Annotated in this window: 11 protein-coding genes; 4 read left to right on the top strand and 7 right to left on the bottom strand. The window is 41.3% G+C overall.

Features of this window, described 5'->3' with window-relative positions:
• The first annotated feature begins 70 nt into the window (after positions 1-70).
• Entirely contained in the window at positions 71-2,197 is a 2,127-nt protein-coding gene (locus B2O97_RS19675; protein ID WP_115049346.1) for a carboxy terminal-processing peptidase, read from the top strand.
• A gap of 342 nt (positions 2,198-2,539) precedes the next feature.
• Positions 2,540-3,370, top strand: coding sequence for a universal stress protein (locus B2O97_RS19670; RefSeq protein ID WP_286767951.1), 831 nt, complete (start codon positions 2,540-2,542; stop codon positions 3,368-3,370).
• A gap of 146 nt (positions 3,371-3,516) precedes the next feature.
• Here B2O97_RS19670 and B2O97_RS19665 read toward each other — a convergent pair whose 3' ends face one another.
• The gene (locus B2O97_RS19665) at positions 3,517-3,924 is read right to left on the bottom strand and encodes a DoxX family protein (protein WP_112375279.1); all 408 of its coding nucleotides are present in this window, start codon (positions 3,922-3,924) and stop codon (positions 3,517-3,519) included.
• 224 nt (positions 3,925-4,148) lie between these two features.
• Between B2O97_RS19665 and B2O97_RS19660 the strand changes: the two genes are divergently transcribed.
• Complete coding sequence (locus B2O97_RS19660) at positions 4,149-4,979, top strand: universal stress protein (protein ID WP_075990521.1); 831 nt, start codon at positions 4,149-4,151, stop codon at positions 4,977-4,979.
• A gap of 53 nt (positions 4,980-5,032) precedes the next feature.
• On the opposite strand, the gene B2O97_RS19655 is transcribed toward B2O97_RS19660, so the two are convergent.
• Positions 5,033-5,935, bottom strand: coding sequence for a S66 peptidase family protein (locus B2O97_RS19655; RefSeq protein ID WP_286735559.1), 903 nt, complete (start codon positions 5,933-5,935; stop codon positions 5,033-5,035).
• Between the two features lie 409 nt (positions 5,936-6,344).
• On the opposite strand from B2O97_RS19655, the gene metG reads away from it, so the two are divergent.
• The gene (gene metG, locus B2O97_RS19650) at positions 6,345-8,414 is read left to right on the top strand and encodes a methionine--tRNA ligase (RefSeq protein WP_286767950.1); all 2,070 of its coding nucleotides are present in this window, start codon (positions 6,345-6,347) and stop codon (positions 8,412-8,414) included.
• A 168-nt stretch (positions 8,415-8,582) separates the two neighbouring features.
• Here the strand turns inward: metG and B2O97_RS19645 are convergent, their stop codons facing one another.
• From B2O97_RS19645 to uvrA, 5 genes are all read right to left on the bottom strand, one after another.
• Complete coding sequence (locus B2O97_RS19645) at positions 8,583-9,377, bottom strand: GLPGLI family protein (RefSeq protein ID WP_286767949.1); 795 nt, start codon at positions 9,375-9,377, stop codon at positions 8,583-8,585.
• A 106-nt stretch (positions 9,378-9,483) separates the two neighbouring features.
• Positions 9,484-12,270, bottom strand: a complete 2,787-nt coding sequence (locus tag B2O97_RS19640) for an outer membrane beta-barrel protein (RefSeq protein WP_286767948.1) — start codon at positions 12,268-12,270, stop codon at positions 9,484-9,486.
• Between the two features lie 217 nt (positions 12,271-12,487).
• Positions 12,488-12,928: an RrF2 family transcriptional regulator gene (locus B2O97_RS19635; protein WP_046673766.1), complete on the bottom strand. Its 441-nt coding sequence runs from the start codon at positions 12,926-12,928 to the stop codon at positions 12,488-12,490.
• Between the two features lie 89 nt (positions 12,929-13,017).
• Complete coding sequence (pafA, locus tag B2O97_RS19630; RefSeq protein ID WP_112375273.1) at positions 13,018-14,661, bottom strand: alkaline phosphatase PafA; 1,644 nt, start codon at positions 14,659-14,661, stop codon at positions 13,018-13,020.
• Between the two features lie 140 nt (positions 14,662-14,801).
• Positions 14,802-17,603: an excinuclease ABC subunit UvrA gene (gene uvrA, locus B2O97_RS19625; protein ID WP_286767947.1), complete on the bottom strand. Its 2,802-nt coding sequence runs from the start codon at positions 17,601-17,603 to the stop codon at positions 14,802-14,804.
• Between the last annotated feature and the right edge of the window lie 121 nt (positions 17,604-17,724).

The following is a 17,724-nucleotide window of genomic DNA, read 5'->3' as shown; positions in this document are numbered from 1 at the left end:
AAATTTAGCACGCTTATCAATAAGAGCTGAATATTTTTTAAAAAGAATGATTATTAAAACCGTCGAAAATATGTTTAGGAAACTCATATTTGCACTTTTTGTTGTATCCATTGTTTCTTGTGGTTCAAAACCACGGGTAGCGTTGCCTGAAGATGGGGGACTTAAACCAAGTACACAACATCAGATCATCGCGAAGGAAGTCTCTGGATTATTGGAAAATGCGAGCTACAAAAAGGTCAAAATGAATGATTCGATATCGGGTATCATATACGATAATCTAATCAAAAGTCTGGATCAGGGAAAAAATTACTTGCTTCAATCGGATATTGATGCATTTCAAGCGTACAGAAGCAATCTTGCACAGGATATCAAAAATGGAGATCTTTCTGCGGCATTCCATATTTTTAATGTCTATTCGAAGAGATACCTGGACAGAATGCAATATGCGCTTTCAGAAATCGATAAGAAACAGGATTATACCAAGGACGAATATTACCAACCTAACCGTGAAAAACTAGGCTGGTTCAAAACCGCAAACGAGGCCAACGACCAATGGCGCAAACGCGTAAAATACGATCTGCTCAACTTGGAAACCGCGAGTGGCAAGTCTACCGACAGTGCGAAGACCAAACAGGTGGAAACACTAAAGAAACGCTATGTCAATTTGATCTCACAGGCCAAGAAAACAAATGCAAACGATGCCTTTCAGGTGGTCATGCAAGCATTGACAGATGCTGTTGACCCGCATACCTCTTATTTTAATCCATCCTTTGCACAGGCATTCAATGAAGGAATGGCCAATACGTTTGAAGGAATTGGCGCTCGGCTCATGATAGACAATGAAGCCATAAGTATCAATGAAATTATCCCTGGTGGACCAATATTCAAAGACAAAAGCATTCATGTCAACGACAAAATCATTGCGGTAGCCCAAGGAAAAGATGGTGAATTTGAAGATATTATTGGCTGGAGACTCGATGCTGCTGTAGCAAAAATCAAAGGGCCAAAAGGAACCATTGTTCGCCTTAAAATTATACCTGCTGGTCAGCCCATGAACTCTCATCCGCGCATTGTATCTTTAGTACGTGAGAAAATCGTCGTTGAAGAAGAATCTGCGAAGAAAGAGATCATGAACGTCAAAGGTGCCGATGGAAAAATGTACAAAGTGGGTATCATCAATATTCCGAAGTTCTACATGGATTTTGACGCTTACAGAAGACGCGATCCAAACTATAAGAGCACAACAAGGGACGTTAGGTTAATCTTAGATACCTTGAAACAAGAAAAAGTAGATGCTGTGGTCATCGACTTGCGATTCAATGGTGGTGGATCCTTACCGGAAGCTATTGATTTAACAGGTTTATTTATCGATAAAGGTCCTGTTGTACAAGTAAGAGACACAAAAAATAACATCGATGTCGAAGAAGATAAAAACGCAGGCGTATCCTGGGATGGTCCATTGGGCATCATGATCAACCGTTTCTCGGCTTCGGCTTCTGAAATCTTTGCCGGTGCTATCCAAGATTATGGCAGAGGTATCATTTTAGGCTCTCAAAGTTATGGTAAAGGAACCGTGCAATCGGCAATTGATATGTCACGTGTTATCAGTCCGACCAGCCGCCTGTTGTTAAAAGCGTCAGGAGAAAAAGATCCGGATACCCCAGAAGGTGCACCGCAATATGGACAGATCAACATCACATTGGGTAAATTCTACCGTGTAAATGGCAGCAGCACGCAACATAAAGGTGTTACACCTGATATCGTATTCCCGTCTCAATTCTCTGCAGAGAAATTTGGCGAGAGCTCCGAAAAATCAGCACTTCCTTGGGATCAAATCAAATCGAGCAACTTCAAGAAAGTAGCAGATTTAAGTGCTGTTGACAAAAAATTAGAAACACTGCATGAGGCACGCATTAAAAACTCGCTTGAATATAAATATCTGAAAGAGGATATCGAAGAAGCTCAAAAAGATGAGGATGTGAAAATTTCATTGGAGCTAAACAAATTCAAGAAAGAGAAAGATGACAACCTCAAGAAAAATAGAGACCGCATCAACGCTTTGTTGAAATTGCAGGGCAAACCGGCTTGGGAAGAAGGAAAATCCCAACCTAAAATTGACCTGGACTTTGTGAAAGATGAAAGTGCCAAAGTGATGACCGACTATATCATCAACTTTGGAACAAAAAAACCGTTGTAATTTCAACGTTTCAAAAGCTAGAAAATGAAAGGCAACCGTAACTGCGGTTGCCTTTTTTTTTCTGAAAGTGTCTGATCTTATTGGCCAGAAAGAACCTTCAGTTCGCTTTTATCGCTGTTCGTGCCTTACGAAGTCATGAAGGTTTTATGACCCTCATCACAATAGGGAGAGTTTAACATTAAATTCACGTTTTCTTTGTAACTTATTGCTACATTCATTGTTTTAGTAATATACCGGTACTGCTTGAAGTCCGAATGATCCCCTTAGCTCATACGCTAAAGATTTGGCAGGACAGAATGCACCAACCAGGTTATAGAAGTTAAACGTATAAAAAAGAACATCATGAAACGTATCCTCCTGTTAACTGACTTTTCAGAAAATGCTCTTCTGGCAGCACAACAAGTAGCCCTATGCACAGAAGCCTGGAAAACGCAAAAGGTTATTATCTACCATACGTACAACAGTGTTACCCTTGTCGATAACGAACCGATTGTTGTTGTCAATGATGAGGTAAAAGAGGCCAAAGAGAAAGAACTGACAGCATGGTTTGACCAAATTAGATTATTGTTCCCTCCACAAGTGGAACTTACACATCAGATGGAAGATGTTGATCTGCCATTGGGAGTCAACGACATGTGCAAATCGCACGACATTGACCTTGTCGCATTGGGTATCACCGGACAAACAGGTTTTGCTAAGATCCTGGTCGGAAGTAATGCTATTACACTGATGGACATCTGCATTAAGCCCATGCTTATCGTTTCCCATAAGGTAAATCCTGCCATCCCCAAAAATGTGTTGGCGACAACCGATCTGAAGGAGGTAGACAGAAAGCTGGATTTATTCAATTTAGATCAGGTGTTAGATACGTTCAATGCACAATTGTATGTGTTGAATGTTGCTAAAAAAGAAGGTTCAGCCGCAGACTTGGCACAGGAATTAAAGCACCTCCATGAACGCCTAGATAAATATCATCCGATTTACGACTACATCAGCCATGATGATATTGCACTAGGTATTGAAGAATATGCCAAAGAGAAACATATTGATCTCATACTTTCATTCCATAAAGAGCAAGGACTATTAGCGAGCCTATTCAAAACAAGCATTTCTAAAAAAATAGCCTGGAATGGCGCGGCCAACTTACTGGTTATTCCCATGGATAGATCGTAGAAATCTGTACTTTGTACATATCCACAGCGATGGACTCGTCGTCCAATAGAAACAAATTATACGACAAAAACGCCGCAATTTAGAATACATTGCGGCGTTTTTGTCGTATCGTTGTTCCTCCGGGAAATCTCTTCCCGAGAAATCTCTTATTTCTTGTCAACCGAATGTTTACCCGGCCCAATAAGGATAAGTCCTAAAAACACAAAGCAAAGCTCAATCGCATGTGATGCACCAGCGATACCATCTCCTTTAGAAAGATGCATTAATCCAGCGATGACCATCGTAAATGCAAGCAATAATGCCGCTGGTCGGAAAAAGAGCCCCAGCAGTAAAAATAGCCCTCCAACAGTTTCGGTAGCAGCTGCCATAAAGCCCCAAAAAGTAGGCATAAAATGAATACCAATATTACCCATTGATTTTCCGACACCTGCCCAGAGCTCAGGACCGCCCTGCAATTTGGGCAGACCATGCATGATCATCATCACCCCAAGTCCAACACGCAAGACCAAAAGTCCCGTATCCCTATATTTACCCAATGAATTCCAAATTGCCATAAAAAACGTTTAATTTATTAAAACTTGAATTACCGATCTCCCTAAATTAATGAAATTATTTAAATTGAACAGCTCACCGTACTTACCATAATAAATAAAGCTATTGCATTTATAATACTTAATGCGTAATTTGATGACGATAGACCCGATTATAATGCTTTGGAACGGCTAAGACAGCGTAAAGGACCTTAGCCACGGATTATGGATCAACAAATAACTAAAGGATGAAAAACCTACTCTTGTTAACAGACTTTTCGGACAATGCCTATGCTGCTGCTCGATATGCCGCACAATTAGCTCCACTTTGGGGCATTGAAAAGGTTGTCCTATACCACACGTACGAAGTAATCCCTACCGTAGGTACTGAACCTGTTGTCATCAGCAATTCAGAAATCTTGGAAGAAAAGCAAAAGGACCTCAATACCTGGCAACAGGAACTGATGTTGCTTTTTCCTGAGGGCATTGCCTGGAAATCAGTTCTTGAAGAATATGAACTTAGCTATGGTGTAAACCGTACCTGTGCTGAGGAGGACATTGACCTTGTTATCGTCGGAACTGCAGGTAAAAGCGGCCTAAAGAAACTGCTTCTTGGAAGCAATACCCTCAAGCTAATCGAAAATTGTCACACACCATTACTGGTGGTCCCCGCACGGGCAGAATTTCGGGTACCCAAAAAGATGTTGATCGCCACCAATCTCAAAGAGGTAAAACTAAAATTAAACCGTCTTTTGGTGAATGCGTCCGAAGTATTACGGAAAAGTGAGGTCTATGTCGTCCATGTGACTAAAGAAGATCCTGCAAATAAGGCGGTAAATGCCGAAATAAAAACCATGCAGGATTTACTTGCTCCTTATCATCCCATCTATAGTTATATCCTCAACGCAGACATTGCTGCAGGGATCAACCAATACATCAACGAAAATCATATCGACATGATGGTCACTTTCCATCGGGACAAGGGCTTATTAAGTCGAATTTTCAATACGAGCATTGCGCAAAAGATGGCCTGGAAGAGTCAGGCTGCCATGATGGTCATCCCTGTACATTCGGGATAATCAATAAACGGGATAATCAATAAATAAAACAACGAGATTCTGTTCAGCTTCCCCTACAAATAGGTTAACTGAACAGAATCAGCTGTAGTCTGCAATTTTACTTTTCGCCCAAATACCAGGGCGTGATTATCATCAATATGCCCGGCAGGATAGCCAAATGCTACCGGAAAATCATATTCTTTAACTATATCCCACACAATTTCCTCCACACGCTGCCCAAAAGCAGGATCATTGTCTTTCATCGCAGAAAAGCCACCTACAATTAGACCATTCAATTTTTTTAATTTCCCCGCGCGTTTCAACGCCCTTAGCATTCTGTCTACGGAGTAATAGGCTTCACCGACATCTTCAATAAATAGAATTTTATTCTTGTAATTGACATCCGAATTAGAAGCAAGTACAGATAGTAAGATTGCTAAATTTCCGCCGACCAATTTTCCTTCGCCTTTACCCGCACGATTGGGGAATAACGTTTGCTCGTAGTCAAAATCCATAGTATGGCCAAACAATGCATTTTTTAACGTTTCCAACGATGCTTTTGTGCCCGTTTCAAAAGACTTTGGCATCTGTCCATGTATTGTTGCAATTTTATAGTTCCGTTGAATATGACTATGCAATACGGTTATATCGCTAAAACCCACCAACCATTTGGGATCTTTTTCAAAGCTCGAAAAATCTATCTGATCGACAATACGAACACAACCGTAACCTCCGCGCGCAGCAAAAACCGCTTTAATCGACGGATCATCCAATGCCCACTGCAGATCGGCAGCGCGTAAATTGTCATCTCCGGCAAACTGATGGAACGATGTCCCAACAGTCTTCCCAACCACAACTTCCAGCCCCCAGTTCTCCAATGTTTTTATGCCAACATCAATAGAGCCTCGTATAAAACTCGCAGGACAAACAATAGCTACTTTATCGCCTTCTTTCAGAAAATCAGGTATTTTGGACATCTTTTTTATCGCTAATGATCAAACAAAACCTTCATGGCTTCGAAGACAGCAACAGCTATGCAAGCGAACTGAAGAATCTTTCTGGCCAATAACATCAAACACTTTCAAAAAAAAGGACCGCTACATTGCAAAGTCCGATTAGAAATATACTTGATATATGGTGCTTATATGTACAAATAAACGTAAATTTATCTAAGTTTTCTACCGCTATGTTGAATAATATTTCTACGATAACAAGCTGTTAAATGGAAGCGCATTTTAATCAAGTTGAAATAATCGTAGAAATAAGTCAAAACAAGAATTCAAGAATAAATTGTTCGATATGACACGCATTTATATTGCATATAAACAGCAATTTATCTAAGTTTGCCAAAGAAAACAAGTACACACTTTAATATACTTTCAAGCATTGAGTATTCTAGATAAAAAACGTTATACCATCACATCGGCATTACCTTATGCCAATGGTCCTTTACATATTGGACACCTCGCCGGAGCTTATATCCCAGGGGATATCTTTGTCCGCTATTTGCGTCTGAATCAAAAAGATGTAGTCTATGTATGTGGTTCAGATGAGCATGGTGCGGCGATTACCATCCGTGCAAAAAAAGAGGGCATCACCCCGCAACAAATCATTGACAAATACAATAAACAAATCAAAGAAAGCTTTGAGGAATTTGGTATCTCTTTCGATATCTATCACCGTACGTCGGAGCCCATACATCACCAGTTATCCCAGGATTTCTTCTTGAACCTTTACAACAAAGGCGAATTTGTGGAGAAATTTTCCGAGCAGTACTACGATGAGGAATACCATCAGTTTTTGGCCGACCGTTACATTACGGGAACTTGTCCAAATTGTAAGTCCGAAGGCGCCTATGGTGACCAATGTGAAAAGTGTGGGACATCACTTAGCCCAACAGATTTGATCAACCCGATTTCAACGTTAAGCGGAAAAACGCCAGTTTTGAAAGAAACGAAACATTGGTATCTACCTTTGGATAAATACCAGCCTTGGCTTGAAAAATGGCTGATCGAAGGAAAGAAAAATATCCTGAAGTCCAACGTTTTTGGCCAATGTCAATCTTGGCTTAAATCCGGTTTACAGCCGCGTTCAATGACAAGAGATCTGGATTGGGGCGTCGATGTACCTTTGGCTGAAGCAGCGGGTAAAAAACTATATGTTTGGTTAGATGCACCTATCGGGTATATCTCAGCAACAAAACAGTGGGCTTTAGACCATGGTAAAAACTGGGAAGACTATTGGAAAACCCATGAAAACCCCGCAGACGATTCTACGCTGATCCATTTTATTGGAAAAGATAATATTGTTTTCCACTGTATTATTTTCCCAGCGATTCTTCATGCACACGGCGACTATATTTTACCAGAAAATATTCCCGCCAACGAATTCCTGAACCTGGAGGGCGATAAGCTGTCCACGTCCAGAAACCATGCGGTTTGGTTACATGAATACCTACAGGAATTTCCTGATAAGCAGGATGAATTGCGCTATGTATTGACAGCCATATTACCGGAAACTTCGGATGCCGAGTTTACCTGGAAAGATTTCCAAGCTCGGATCAACAATGAGCTCGTTGCTATTTTTGGAAACTTTGTCAACCGTGTCTTGGTACTTTCCCACAAATATTTTGATGGCAAGGTATTGAAAGGTTCGCCACTAACAGCTGTAGATCAAGCGGTATTGGATGAACTGAAATCATACCCTGCTTCGATCAAATCTTCTTTGGAGCAATTCCGTTTCCGTGAGGCTTTGGCAGAATTTATGAATGTCGCTCGTCTCGGCAACAAATATCTTGCAGATGAAGAACCATGGAAAATCATCAAAACAGATGAGGAACGTGTCAAAACAATCTTACATGTAGCTGCTCAGATCGTGGCCAATCTTGCTGTTCTTGCACAGCCGTTCTTGCCAAAAACAGCGATCAAATTATTTGAAATGCTTAATTTTCCACAAGGGAACTGGAACGACGCAGGTTCAGATGCTTTGATCCAAGCTGGACACCAATTGGGTGAAGTGCAATTGTTATTCGACAAAATAACCGATGAACAAGTCGACTTCCAATTGAATAAGCTTGCCGAAGCAAAAGCAAAAAACCTAGCCGATAATGCCAAGGTTGCTCCAGCAAAAGAAAATATTAGCTTCGATGATTTTGTTAAAATGGATATCCGTGTCGGAACCATTACAGCCGCTGAAAAAGTTGCCAAAACCAAGAAGTTGTTAAAATTGACAATAGACACTGGCTTAGATACACGCACGGTCGTTTCGGGTATCGCAGAGTTCTTCAGTCCTGAGGAAATCGTAGGCCGTCAGGTATCCATCTTAGTCAATCTTGAGCCTCGTGAAATAAAAGGAATTATGTCACAAGGAATGATCCTGATGGCAGAAGACGCTGATGGTCGATTGGATTTTGTCAAACCAGATACAGCAATTAAAGTCGGAAGTACGGTACGTTAATTTAAAACGTACATTCCTTTTATATTAAACGGGACTATCAAACTTTCTTGGATAGTCCCGTTTTTATGCCATTTTATGCATCGCGCCCTCAACAGCATTTCAGCTATTCATTCTCGAAGGGTTTGACCAGACTTTTAGCCCCTTCACTTTTTTCTGTTATTACTTTCGCTAGAACAGTATACTCTGCAAACGCTTCTTAAACGCCTTCTCATCCATATAGTCATAGACGGTATATTTCAGCTTCTTTATGATCTCCGTTCTGGATTCCGCAACCACCTTTTTCTTTTTGGTCAGCACATTGGAAAATGCTGTATTGGTAATCTCCACCTTTGTGGCAAACATATTGACATTCATGCTCGGTATAGATATCCCCATTACCAGCCCAGGGAGCCCATGGATAAGCTCAGGCCCACCAGAGATTGGTATTTGTCCCGCAAAAAAGGCTACTACATAGACAGAATCTTGAATAATTCCATTGGCTCTCCGACAATCATATCCCGCAATATTTCGGTATTCATCCGTATATTTCCATTTAACCGCAGGCAATGAATCTTTAAGCAAGAGCTGATCATCTCCAAAGGGGAGCAATTTTAAGAATTCCTGATTCTGGAAATTAATGTACGTTTTTGAATCCGGAAGAATAGAATTATAGTGAGTCACATGACGATAATTTGCAGGATAATCTTCCTGCACCGTTTCAAACAGGGTTTCATTATCGTAAAATTTCAGAATATGGTGGGTCACCACCTCTGCAGGCCCATTCTTTACCGCATTGTCGACCATCAGCTTATCCCAGGTATCTAAATCGGGTTTGCTGAGATAATTACGTTTTAAGAAATTCTGCACATGAAACTTCCGTTCATAAGTCACCGTTCCGCTGCTCGGAAAATACGCATGTTGTGCATGGGCTGCTCCTGAGCTCAGCAATAATACCCAGACCATCAACTTGATATACTTACTCATTTGGCATCTCCTTTCATCTGTAAATAATTTAATTTTTCCATCGGCCAGATGGAGCTTACCATGATTAAATTCATGGAAATCATTGAAAACAAAATCGTTAATTTAATCATGGACGGTTCATTGTTGTAAAATTGTAGATTACTTTTAGCATTCCATAACGACGCAGTACATCGTTGCTGGTCTGGATAAATGAAGTTCCATTTTGATAACGGTACACCCCATTATTTTTGTTTAAAATATCGTTGACAAATACCTGTACTTCCAAAGACTTATCTTTCAATAATTTTTTGGAAACATAGCCATTCATATTAATGATATTAATGGATTGCAATGTTTTCGTCGCTGCCTGATAATTCTGGTTTGTCGACAGGGAAATTTTGAAGTCTTTTGGTAAATAATACGTAATCTCCGAGAACGTCCTAAATTTAAAAGTCATGCGATTTAACTCAGGTTGCAAATAGGAATTCATCTGCTCCACACCAGGGCTCATGGAGATGTAAAAATCCATTTTATTTGCCTTGTACCGACTGAAGCCAAGGCTCGGCGCCACACTCCATGTTTGATTTCTATTGAGCTCAGGATCTTCGTTGTAAGTAGATAAATAGCTAAACTGGCTGTTGTACTGCGCGTTCATACCCAAGTTCATTTTTAATCCCCATTTTTTCTTCAATACAAAACTGTATCCTCCACCGCCATACATACGCCAATTGTCTTTATCAATATTCACGTAGGAAATTTGCTGCGTACCTTTATCTAGATCATAGCGTACGCTATTGTTGATACTTTTCTTTCCTTGATCTGCACTCACATAAAAATAGATACTCTGATCCTTTAACTGCTTGTAGTTATTGAAATTAACTGAATAGGAGTTATCAAAGCCCGCTTTCAGATCTGGATTATCCAAATACTCAACGAGTGGCTGGGAATTTTGTTTCAACGGCTCTATTTGTGTCAACGAAGGCTGACTCGTGCGGCCGCTGTAGCGGAAGCTTACATTTTTGCTTTTCGAGATTTTGTAGTTGATGGAAAGATTTGGAGCAACAGATGTCTGGTTCCGCTGCAGTATTGTATTCAGGTTGTTATAGGTTCTCTTGACCTGCTCAAAATCAACTCGATTGCTCAAATTTACTGTTAATGTATTCGACTTGTAATTCAAGGAGGCGTTGACACCATTTTTTAAACTGTTAAAATCAAAATCGTTGAGCAGGTTTTGGTCCAATACCGTATATTTTCCTGTAGCCGGATCTTTATCAAATGACTGATTGAGTGTTTCCGATTTATTTTGATTGAATGCATAGCCTATTGCAGCGGTCAGCCTTTTAGAAAGCGGCTCCGAATAGGTTACTGAAGCACCGTAGGTATTGTTCGCCAGCTTATCATTTTTATATTGATCGATCAAGGTTGTATCTCCGGAACTTTGGAAGAAGTTTTCCGAAAAATACTGTGTTTTGTTGCGATTTTGATCTGCATTCGCATTGACATTGAAAGTAATGGAACGGCGGTCCTTTTTGAAACGACGTGTAAGCATCGCATTTATATTAAATCGATCCTGATCGTTATTTAAATCTGTCCTGGATGAAGTCCGTGTAATCAATGTGCCATCCAATTTACGTTGATCTGCTTCGGAATTGGATAAATTGTCACGGCTAGATTTGGTAAAGCCCATGGTGACAGTAAGGTCAGCAAGCGAATCAAGCTTATAGTCATACCGTAGATTTGCAATATTTGCCTGTGTTTCAGTTTCAGATGTGGTCACATTGTTATCCACCTGCGCACGCTCAGGAAGGTTATTCTGTGCGTTGTATGTACTTGTATTGTTGACATTGATCTGATTCCGCTTGAAGTTGACATTGATCTTATGCTTATCATCTTTGGACTTATCCGAATAGCTTGCTCCCATGTTGACAGCCTTAGGTACGCCACCACCATAGTATTTACCGTCCCATCCCCCATCAGAACCATCACCGCCAGAGGAAATCATAATGCCTCCGCCCTCCATCATCTGCACATTGCTACTTCCGCCCACACCATATTTTTGGCTATCTTCAAACCCCAATCCGACCATTCCATCATTGGCCAGAATACCATAAGCAGCAATTTTCTGCGAGCCCTTAAACTTATTGAGCATGACTTTTCCGCCATAATATTTATCGGTACCAGCTCCCGCAACAGCCTGACCAAACATCCCCTTTTTCTTATCTTCTTTGAGCTTGATATCAATTGTCTGTGTACGTTCTCCGTCATCCACGCCGGTACGTACGGCAAGATCCGATTTCTTTTCATAGACCTGTACTTTGCTGACCATATCTGACCGAATATTCTTAGTGATTAGCGTTGGGTCATCGCCAAAAAACTCTTCACCATCAAGCAACACCTTTTTCACTTCCTTCCCCTGCGCGATGATCTTGCCTGATCCATCCATTGTAATACCCGGTAATACCTTTAGCAGGTCTTCCACTTTAGCATCCTTCTCTACTTTAAAACTACCTGCATCATATTCTATCGTATCGCCTTTGATCACCACCGGAATTTTACCATTTACCTGAACCTCTTCCAGCAGTAGAGCTGCCTTGGATAGCTTTACAATACCAATATCTAAGTCTTGGGCAGCCACATGGATATCCTTTACCAAGTCAGCATACTGTGGATAGGAAACCACCATTTTATAGGTACCTGTGTCTAGATTAGCAATTTGGAATGTTCCATTTTCCTTCGTCCGGCCAAATTTAACCAAAATCGAATCTTTGGGACTGAGCAGCGCGATTGAAGCTTGATGTAGTTTTGCAAGATCTTTGATATCTGCCACCGATCCCACAAGTTTATGTTGTGCATAGGACTTGGAACCCAGGACAGAAAATAAAAGAAACAAAACTAGGGAATAGGTTAGTTTCATAAATTTTCGTTTATATATTGTCGGGGTAAATATATACATGTTGCTACGGAAAATTCGTAAAATAATGTTAAATAATTATGCAATTAATAAAATAGACTTGTATCGTTCAAACAAAATACATTAATTCGCTCTATGCCAATTATTTACTACACAAAAAAAGAGGCGTAACTTATTTGTTACGCCTCCAGTATAAATAGAAAAATATATTTTATTTCCTTTAATCTACATTCAGGTTCAATTCTTTTTCCTTATTGATTAAATGGGCAATACTGGTATCGTTTAAAATCTGCAACATGGCATTTCTCACCTCTACGAAGGTATCGCGTATGCCACAGGCATGCTCCTGTGTACACTCTTCGCACGAACGGTAGAAGTTTAAGCTCACGCAGGGCAGCAAGGCTATGGGCCCATCGATCAGGCGCATCACCTGGGATAAGAAAACATCTTCAGGAGCCTTATTGAGGCTGTAACCGCCACCAGCTCCTTTTTTGCTATAAAGAATTCCGGCATTTCGCATTTCAAGCAGAATTTGTTCCAAGAATTTTTTTGGAATATTCTCCTCCTGCGCAATCTTCACGATTTGCATAGGCTCATTACCGTAATTACGACCAAGCACCATCAGTGCCTTTATTGCATATTTTGTCTTTTTGGAAAGCATAGTTTGTTTACCCCCTGTTGAATTGCAAATTTACGTTTTTTATTCAATAGAATAAAACCTGCCAGATTTAGCAGGTACCAACAGTCTCCTTATTGACCCAATACCGCTGTGATCGGTTTGCCGATACTACCATTGGGCTCGGTAATGTGCAATAACGACGAAATTGTCGGTGCAATATCCACAATATGTACCTCCGTATTAGATACACCGGGTTTAATTCCCCAACCCATAAAGACCAAAGGAATATGGGAATCATAGCCAGACCAGGTACCATGTGTTGTACCAGTCGAGCGCGGCGTACCGTCATACCATTGCGGTTCACAAACAATCTGAATTGCACCACTACGTTTAAAGTTGTAACCATTGATCATTTTTTCGCGAATAGGCGCCGGAATCATCAGACTTTCGCCTTTTTCCATATCAGCCACATATGCGACACCTTCTGTATGGCGAAGCTCACGAATGATAGTCTCTTTTATTTTATCGCGATCCAAATTCAACGAATCAATCAATTGATTGTTTAAATGTACCTGATAGTTCATCATGCTTTTCACTAGCTTCTCTTGTCCAAATTTCTCTTTAAGGGTTTTGTTAAGTCCTGTGATAATCTGACGGGAATAGAAATAACCGCCATTTCCTTTCATGTCCATAAAGAACCGAGAGTTATAAGAAGCCCCATGATCTGCAGTCAGGAAGAAGGTATAGTTTCCTTTACCCACGGTCTTGTCCAAATAGTTGAAGAAATCGGCAAGTTGTTTATCAAGCTGCAGGTAGATATCTTCAATCTCCACTGCTGTCAATGAATAGCGGTGTCCGACGTAATCTGTTGCTGAAAGGCTCACACAAAGGAAGTCGGTATTTTTAGTTGGGTTATTTCCCATCTGCTCATTTTTGATTGCTTCCATTGCCAGATCCAAGGTAAACTGATTTCCCATTGGTGTGGTTTTGATCAGCTCATAGCCTTCGTCTTTCATTAGCTTAGAAGTTGCGCGCGGCAAAGTCGGTTTTTCTTCGCCAGGGTATTTACCTTCGTAGATATTATCATCTGCAATACTGTTGGCAGCATAGGTGCTGATATCATACATGGGCTTCCAGTCGCCTTTCAGGTATTTTTCGGCCAATTTTCTCTTGTTGAAGTCTACCACCCATTTTGGCAGTTTATCCATGTAGAAATTAGAGGTGATCCAATCACCTGATTTTGCTTCGAACCAATACGCTGCATCAGCAAAATGCCCCGCAGGCAGAATACCACCACGGTCTTTAATCGCGATACCGATCACTTTCGATTTAAAGTTAGAAGCGAGTTTCAATTGATCCGTTACAGTCGACGCAAGCAAATTACGTGGGGACTGCTGCCCTTCCTTGGCGGTAGTCCCTACACCGACAACATTATCGTCCTGCGTACAGTACATATTCTTTCCCGTCTGTTCTTCGATCCAGTCATTGCCCGCAATACCATGTATGGAGGGAACTGAGCCTGTATATACCGAACTGTGCCCAATGGCCGTGTATGTCGGAATATAATTAATCAATGTATTTTCACAGGAAAATCCTTCTTTCAAAAGTCGTTTGAAACCATCATTTCCATATCGATCCGCAAAACGATATAAATAATCCCAACGCATTTGGTCCACCATCAGGCCGACAACCAATTTTGGTCTTTCCGGTTGCTGCGCCATGGACGAAAGCGCTGCTATTCCAAGGACGACACTTAAAAAAAATCTTTTAATCATAATCGTATTAAGTATTAAAATATTAGTTTTTTATTTCTTACAAAGTATCCCATCAGGCCTTAAAAAAAGGAACAATAAAGCGCAACTTATGGGCAGCCCAGTTACCCTGATAAAGATACTTCACTTCGCTAAAGTAGGGTTTAATCTTTTAAATGTGCTTTTAAAAATTGACCTGTATAAGAATCTTTACAATGGATAAGTTCTTCCGGAAGACCCGCAAAGACTAGCTTTCCGCCTTTATTTCCACCTTCTGGACCAATATCGATCACCCAATCTGCCGATTTGATCATATCCATATTGTGCTCGATCACCAATATACTGTTCCCTAGGGCAATCAGTGCATCGAATGATTTCAATAGCTTTTTAATATCCTGAAAGTGTAAGCCTGTTGTTGGCTCATCAAAGATAAAGAGTGTCTTCTTACTGTTATTACCCTTAATCAGGAAAGAGGCCAGTTTAATGCGCTGTGCTTCACCGCCAGACAAGGTACTCGAAGATTGTCCGAGCTTCACGTAGCCCAGCCCAACGTCCTGTAAAGGCTGTAACTTAGCCAATATCTTCGGCTGGTCTGCAAAAAATGTGATCGCTTCATCCACACTCAGCTCAAGCACATCCGCTACTGACTTATTTTTGTAATGTACATCAAGTACAAATTGCTTAAATCTCTTTCCTCCACAGGCTTCACATGGCAAAATTATATCGGCCATAAATTGCATTTCAATTTTAACTTCACCTTCACCCTGACAGATATCACAACGTCCGCCTTCCACATTAAATGAAAAGGCTGCCGGCTTCAATCCTGCCGCTTTGGCCGGCGCCTGGCTGGCATATAAAGCCCTGATCTCATCCCAGGCTTTCACGTAAGTCACCGGATTCGACCGTGAAGAGCGACCGATTGGATTTTGGTCCACCATTTCAATTTGTTCTACCTCTGTGATATCTCCTTCAATCGCATCATAAACACCTGTTTGTTCACCCGAATAATTACCGATCGATTTTTGCAAAGCCGGATAGAGAATACGTTTGACCAAAGAAGTCTTTCCGGATCCCGAAACCCCGGTGACCACGGTGAACGTATTTAAGGGAAACTGAACGTCAATCCCCTTCAGATTATTCTCATGTGCTCCTTTAATGGTTACGCTATTGGTCCATGGACGGCGTTTTTGGGGTACCTCAATCTGGCTTTTGCCACTGAGGTATTGACCCGTAAGACTTTTTGTGTCTTTCAGAATCTGCTGATATGTACCCGCAAAGACCATCTCGCCGCCATTGATTCCCGCTTCCGGTCCGATATCGATCAGGTAATCGGCAGCTTCCATCATTTCCTGCTCATGCTCGACCACTACAACCGTATTGCCAACATCGCGGAGAGATTTCAGCACAGAAATCAGGCGCTGTGTATCACGTGGATGGAGCCCGATACTTGGTTCGTCCAACACATAGATAGAACCTACGAGCGAACTCCCTAATGAAGTAGCCAGGTTGATCCGCTGCGACTCACCGCCTGAAAGGGTATTCGACAGCCGGTTCAGCGTCAGATAACTTAATCCAACATCGCACAAAAATTGCAACCTGTTATTAATTTCAGCAAGAAGTCTTTTGGCAATGACCAACTCATTACCGACCAGCGGTAACGTTTTAAAAAACGCCAAGGCTTCTTCAAGTGGCATCAATACGATATCGGTGATAGACTTGCCCCCAACTTTCACATAGGTAGCATCTTTTCGCAATCGGGTACCGCGGCAATCCGGGCAATCTGTCTTCCCACGGTAGCGCGATAACATCACACGGTATTGAATTTTATAGGTTTGGGCTTCAAGTTCTTCGAAGAACTGGGTAAGGCCTTCAAAATATTGATTTCCCGTCCACAGTAGCTCTTTCTGCGCCGCAGTCAGGTCCATGTATGCACGATGTATCGGGAAATCAAATTTCAGTGAACTTTTGACAAGTCTCTGTAGCCACTCGCCCATTTTCTCTCCTCGCCAAGGTGCAATCGCGCCATCGTAAACCGATCGGCTCTTGTCTGGTATAACAAGATCGGGATCAATACCAATGATCTTCCCGTAACCTTCACATCGGCGACAGGCACCATAAGGATTATTGAAACTGAAGAAATTTGGTGTAGGTTCTTCAAAGGTTATGCCATCAAGTTCAAATTTATGGGAGAAATGATGTCGCTGACCATTTTCCTCCATATAGAGCTCGCCTTTACCCTCAAAAAAACCTGTTTGGACCGAGTCAGAAAGTCGATTGACGGTATCATCGTCCTGTTCAATGCGAACCCGGTCGACAACTATAAGTACTTCTCCATCCTGCAAATCTTTATTGGCGATCGCCTTATCGTCAACGATAGCTTCAATTTTCTGCATGTTATCCTGATAGACGACCCGTACAAAACCTTTCTGTAACAAGAGCGACAGTTCTTCCTTAAGTTTTCGTCCGTGAGAAGACACTAGCGGAGCAAGAAGTGTCACCGTTGTCCCCTCTTCCAAATTCAACGCAAAATCCACCACTGAACTCACACTGTCTTTGGTCACCTCGCGGCCGGATATCGGAGAAATTGTCTTGCCGATCCGGGCATACAACAATTTCAGATAATCATAGATCTCAGTGGATGTCCCCACCGTCGAACGGGGGTTGGACGTAATGACCCGTTGTTCTATGGCAATCGCTGGAGCAATACCTTTGATGTAATCCACCTCCGGTTTATTCATCCGCCCCATAAACTGTCTTGCGTACGAAGAAAGACTCTCGACATAACGTCGCTGTCCTTCGGCATAGAGCGTATCAAAAGCTAAGGATGATTTTCCTGAGCCCGACATTCCAGTGATAACAACCAACTTATTTTTAGGGATATCAACGTCAATATTCTTTAAGTTATTAACTCTTGCACCCTTTATCTGAATATATTCTTTTGGAGTATGCTCCACCTGTTTACTCATAATAATCCTTATCTCACACAAAGTTACGTATTCTTGGCTGATTATATTCCTGCGAATTAAAAAGCTATTTGGTTTTCTATCACCTGAATTTCAAAAAACGTTTATGATCTCGCATGCAGCA

Source organism: Sphingobacterium sp. UBA865 (genome assembly GCF_002295765.1).
GTDB classification, from domain to species: Bacteria; Bacteroidota; Bacteroidia; order Sphingobacteriales; family Sphingobacteriaceae; genus Sphingobacterium; species Sphingobacterium multivorum.
The sequence above is the reverse complement of the archived record's forward strand: the minus strand, read 5'-3'. Positions and strand labels throughout refer to the sequence as shown.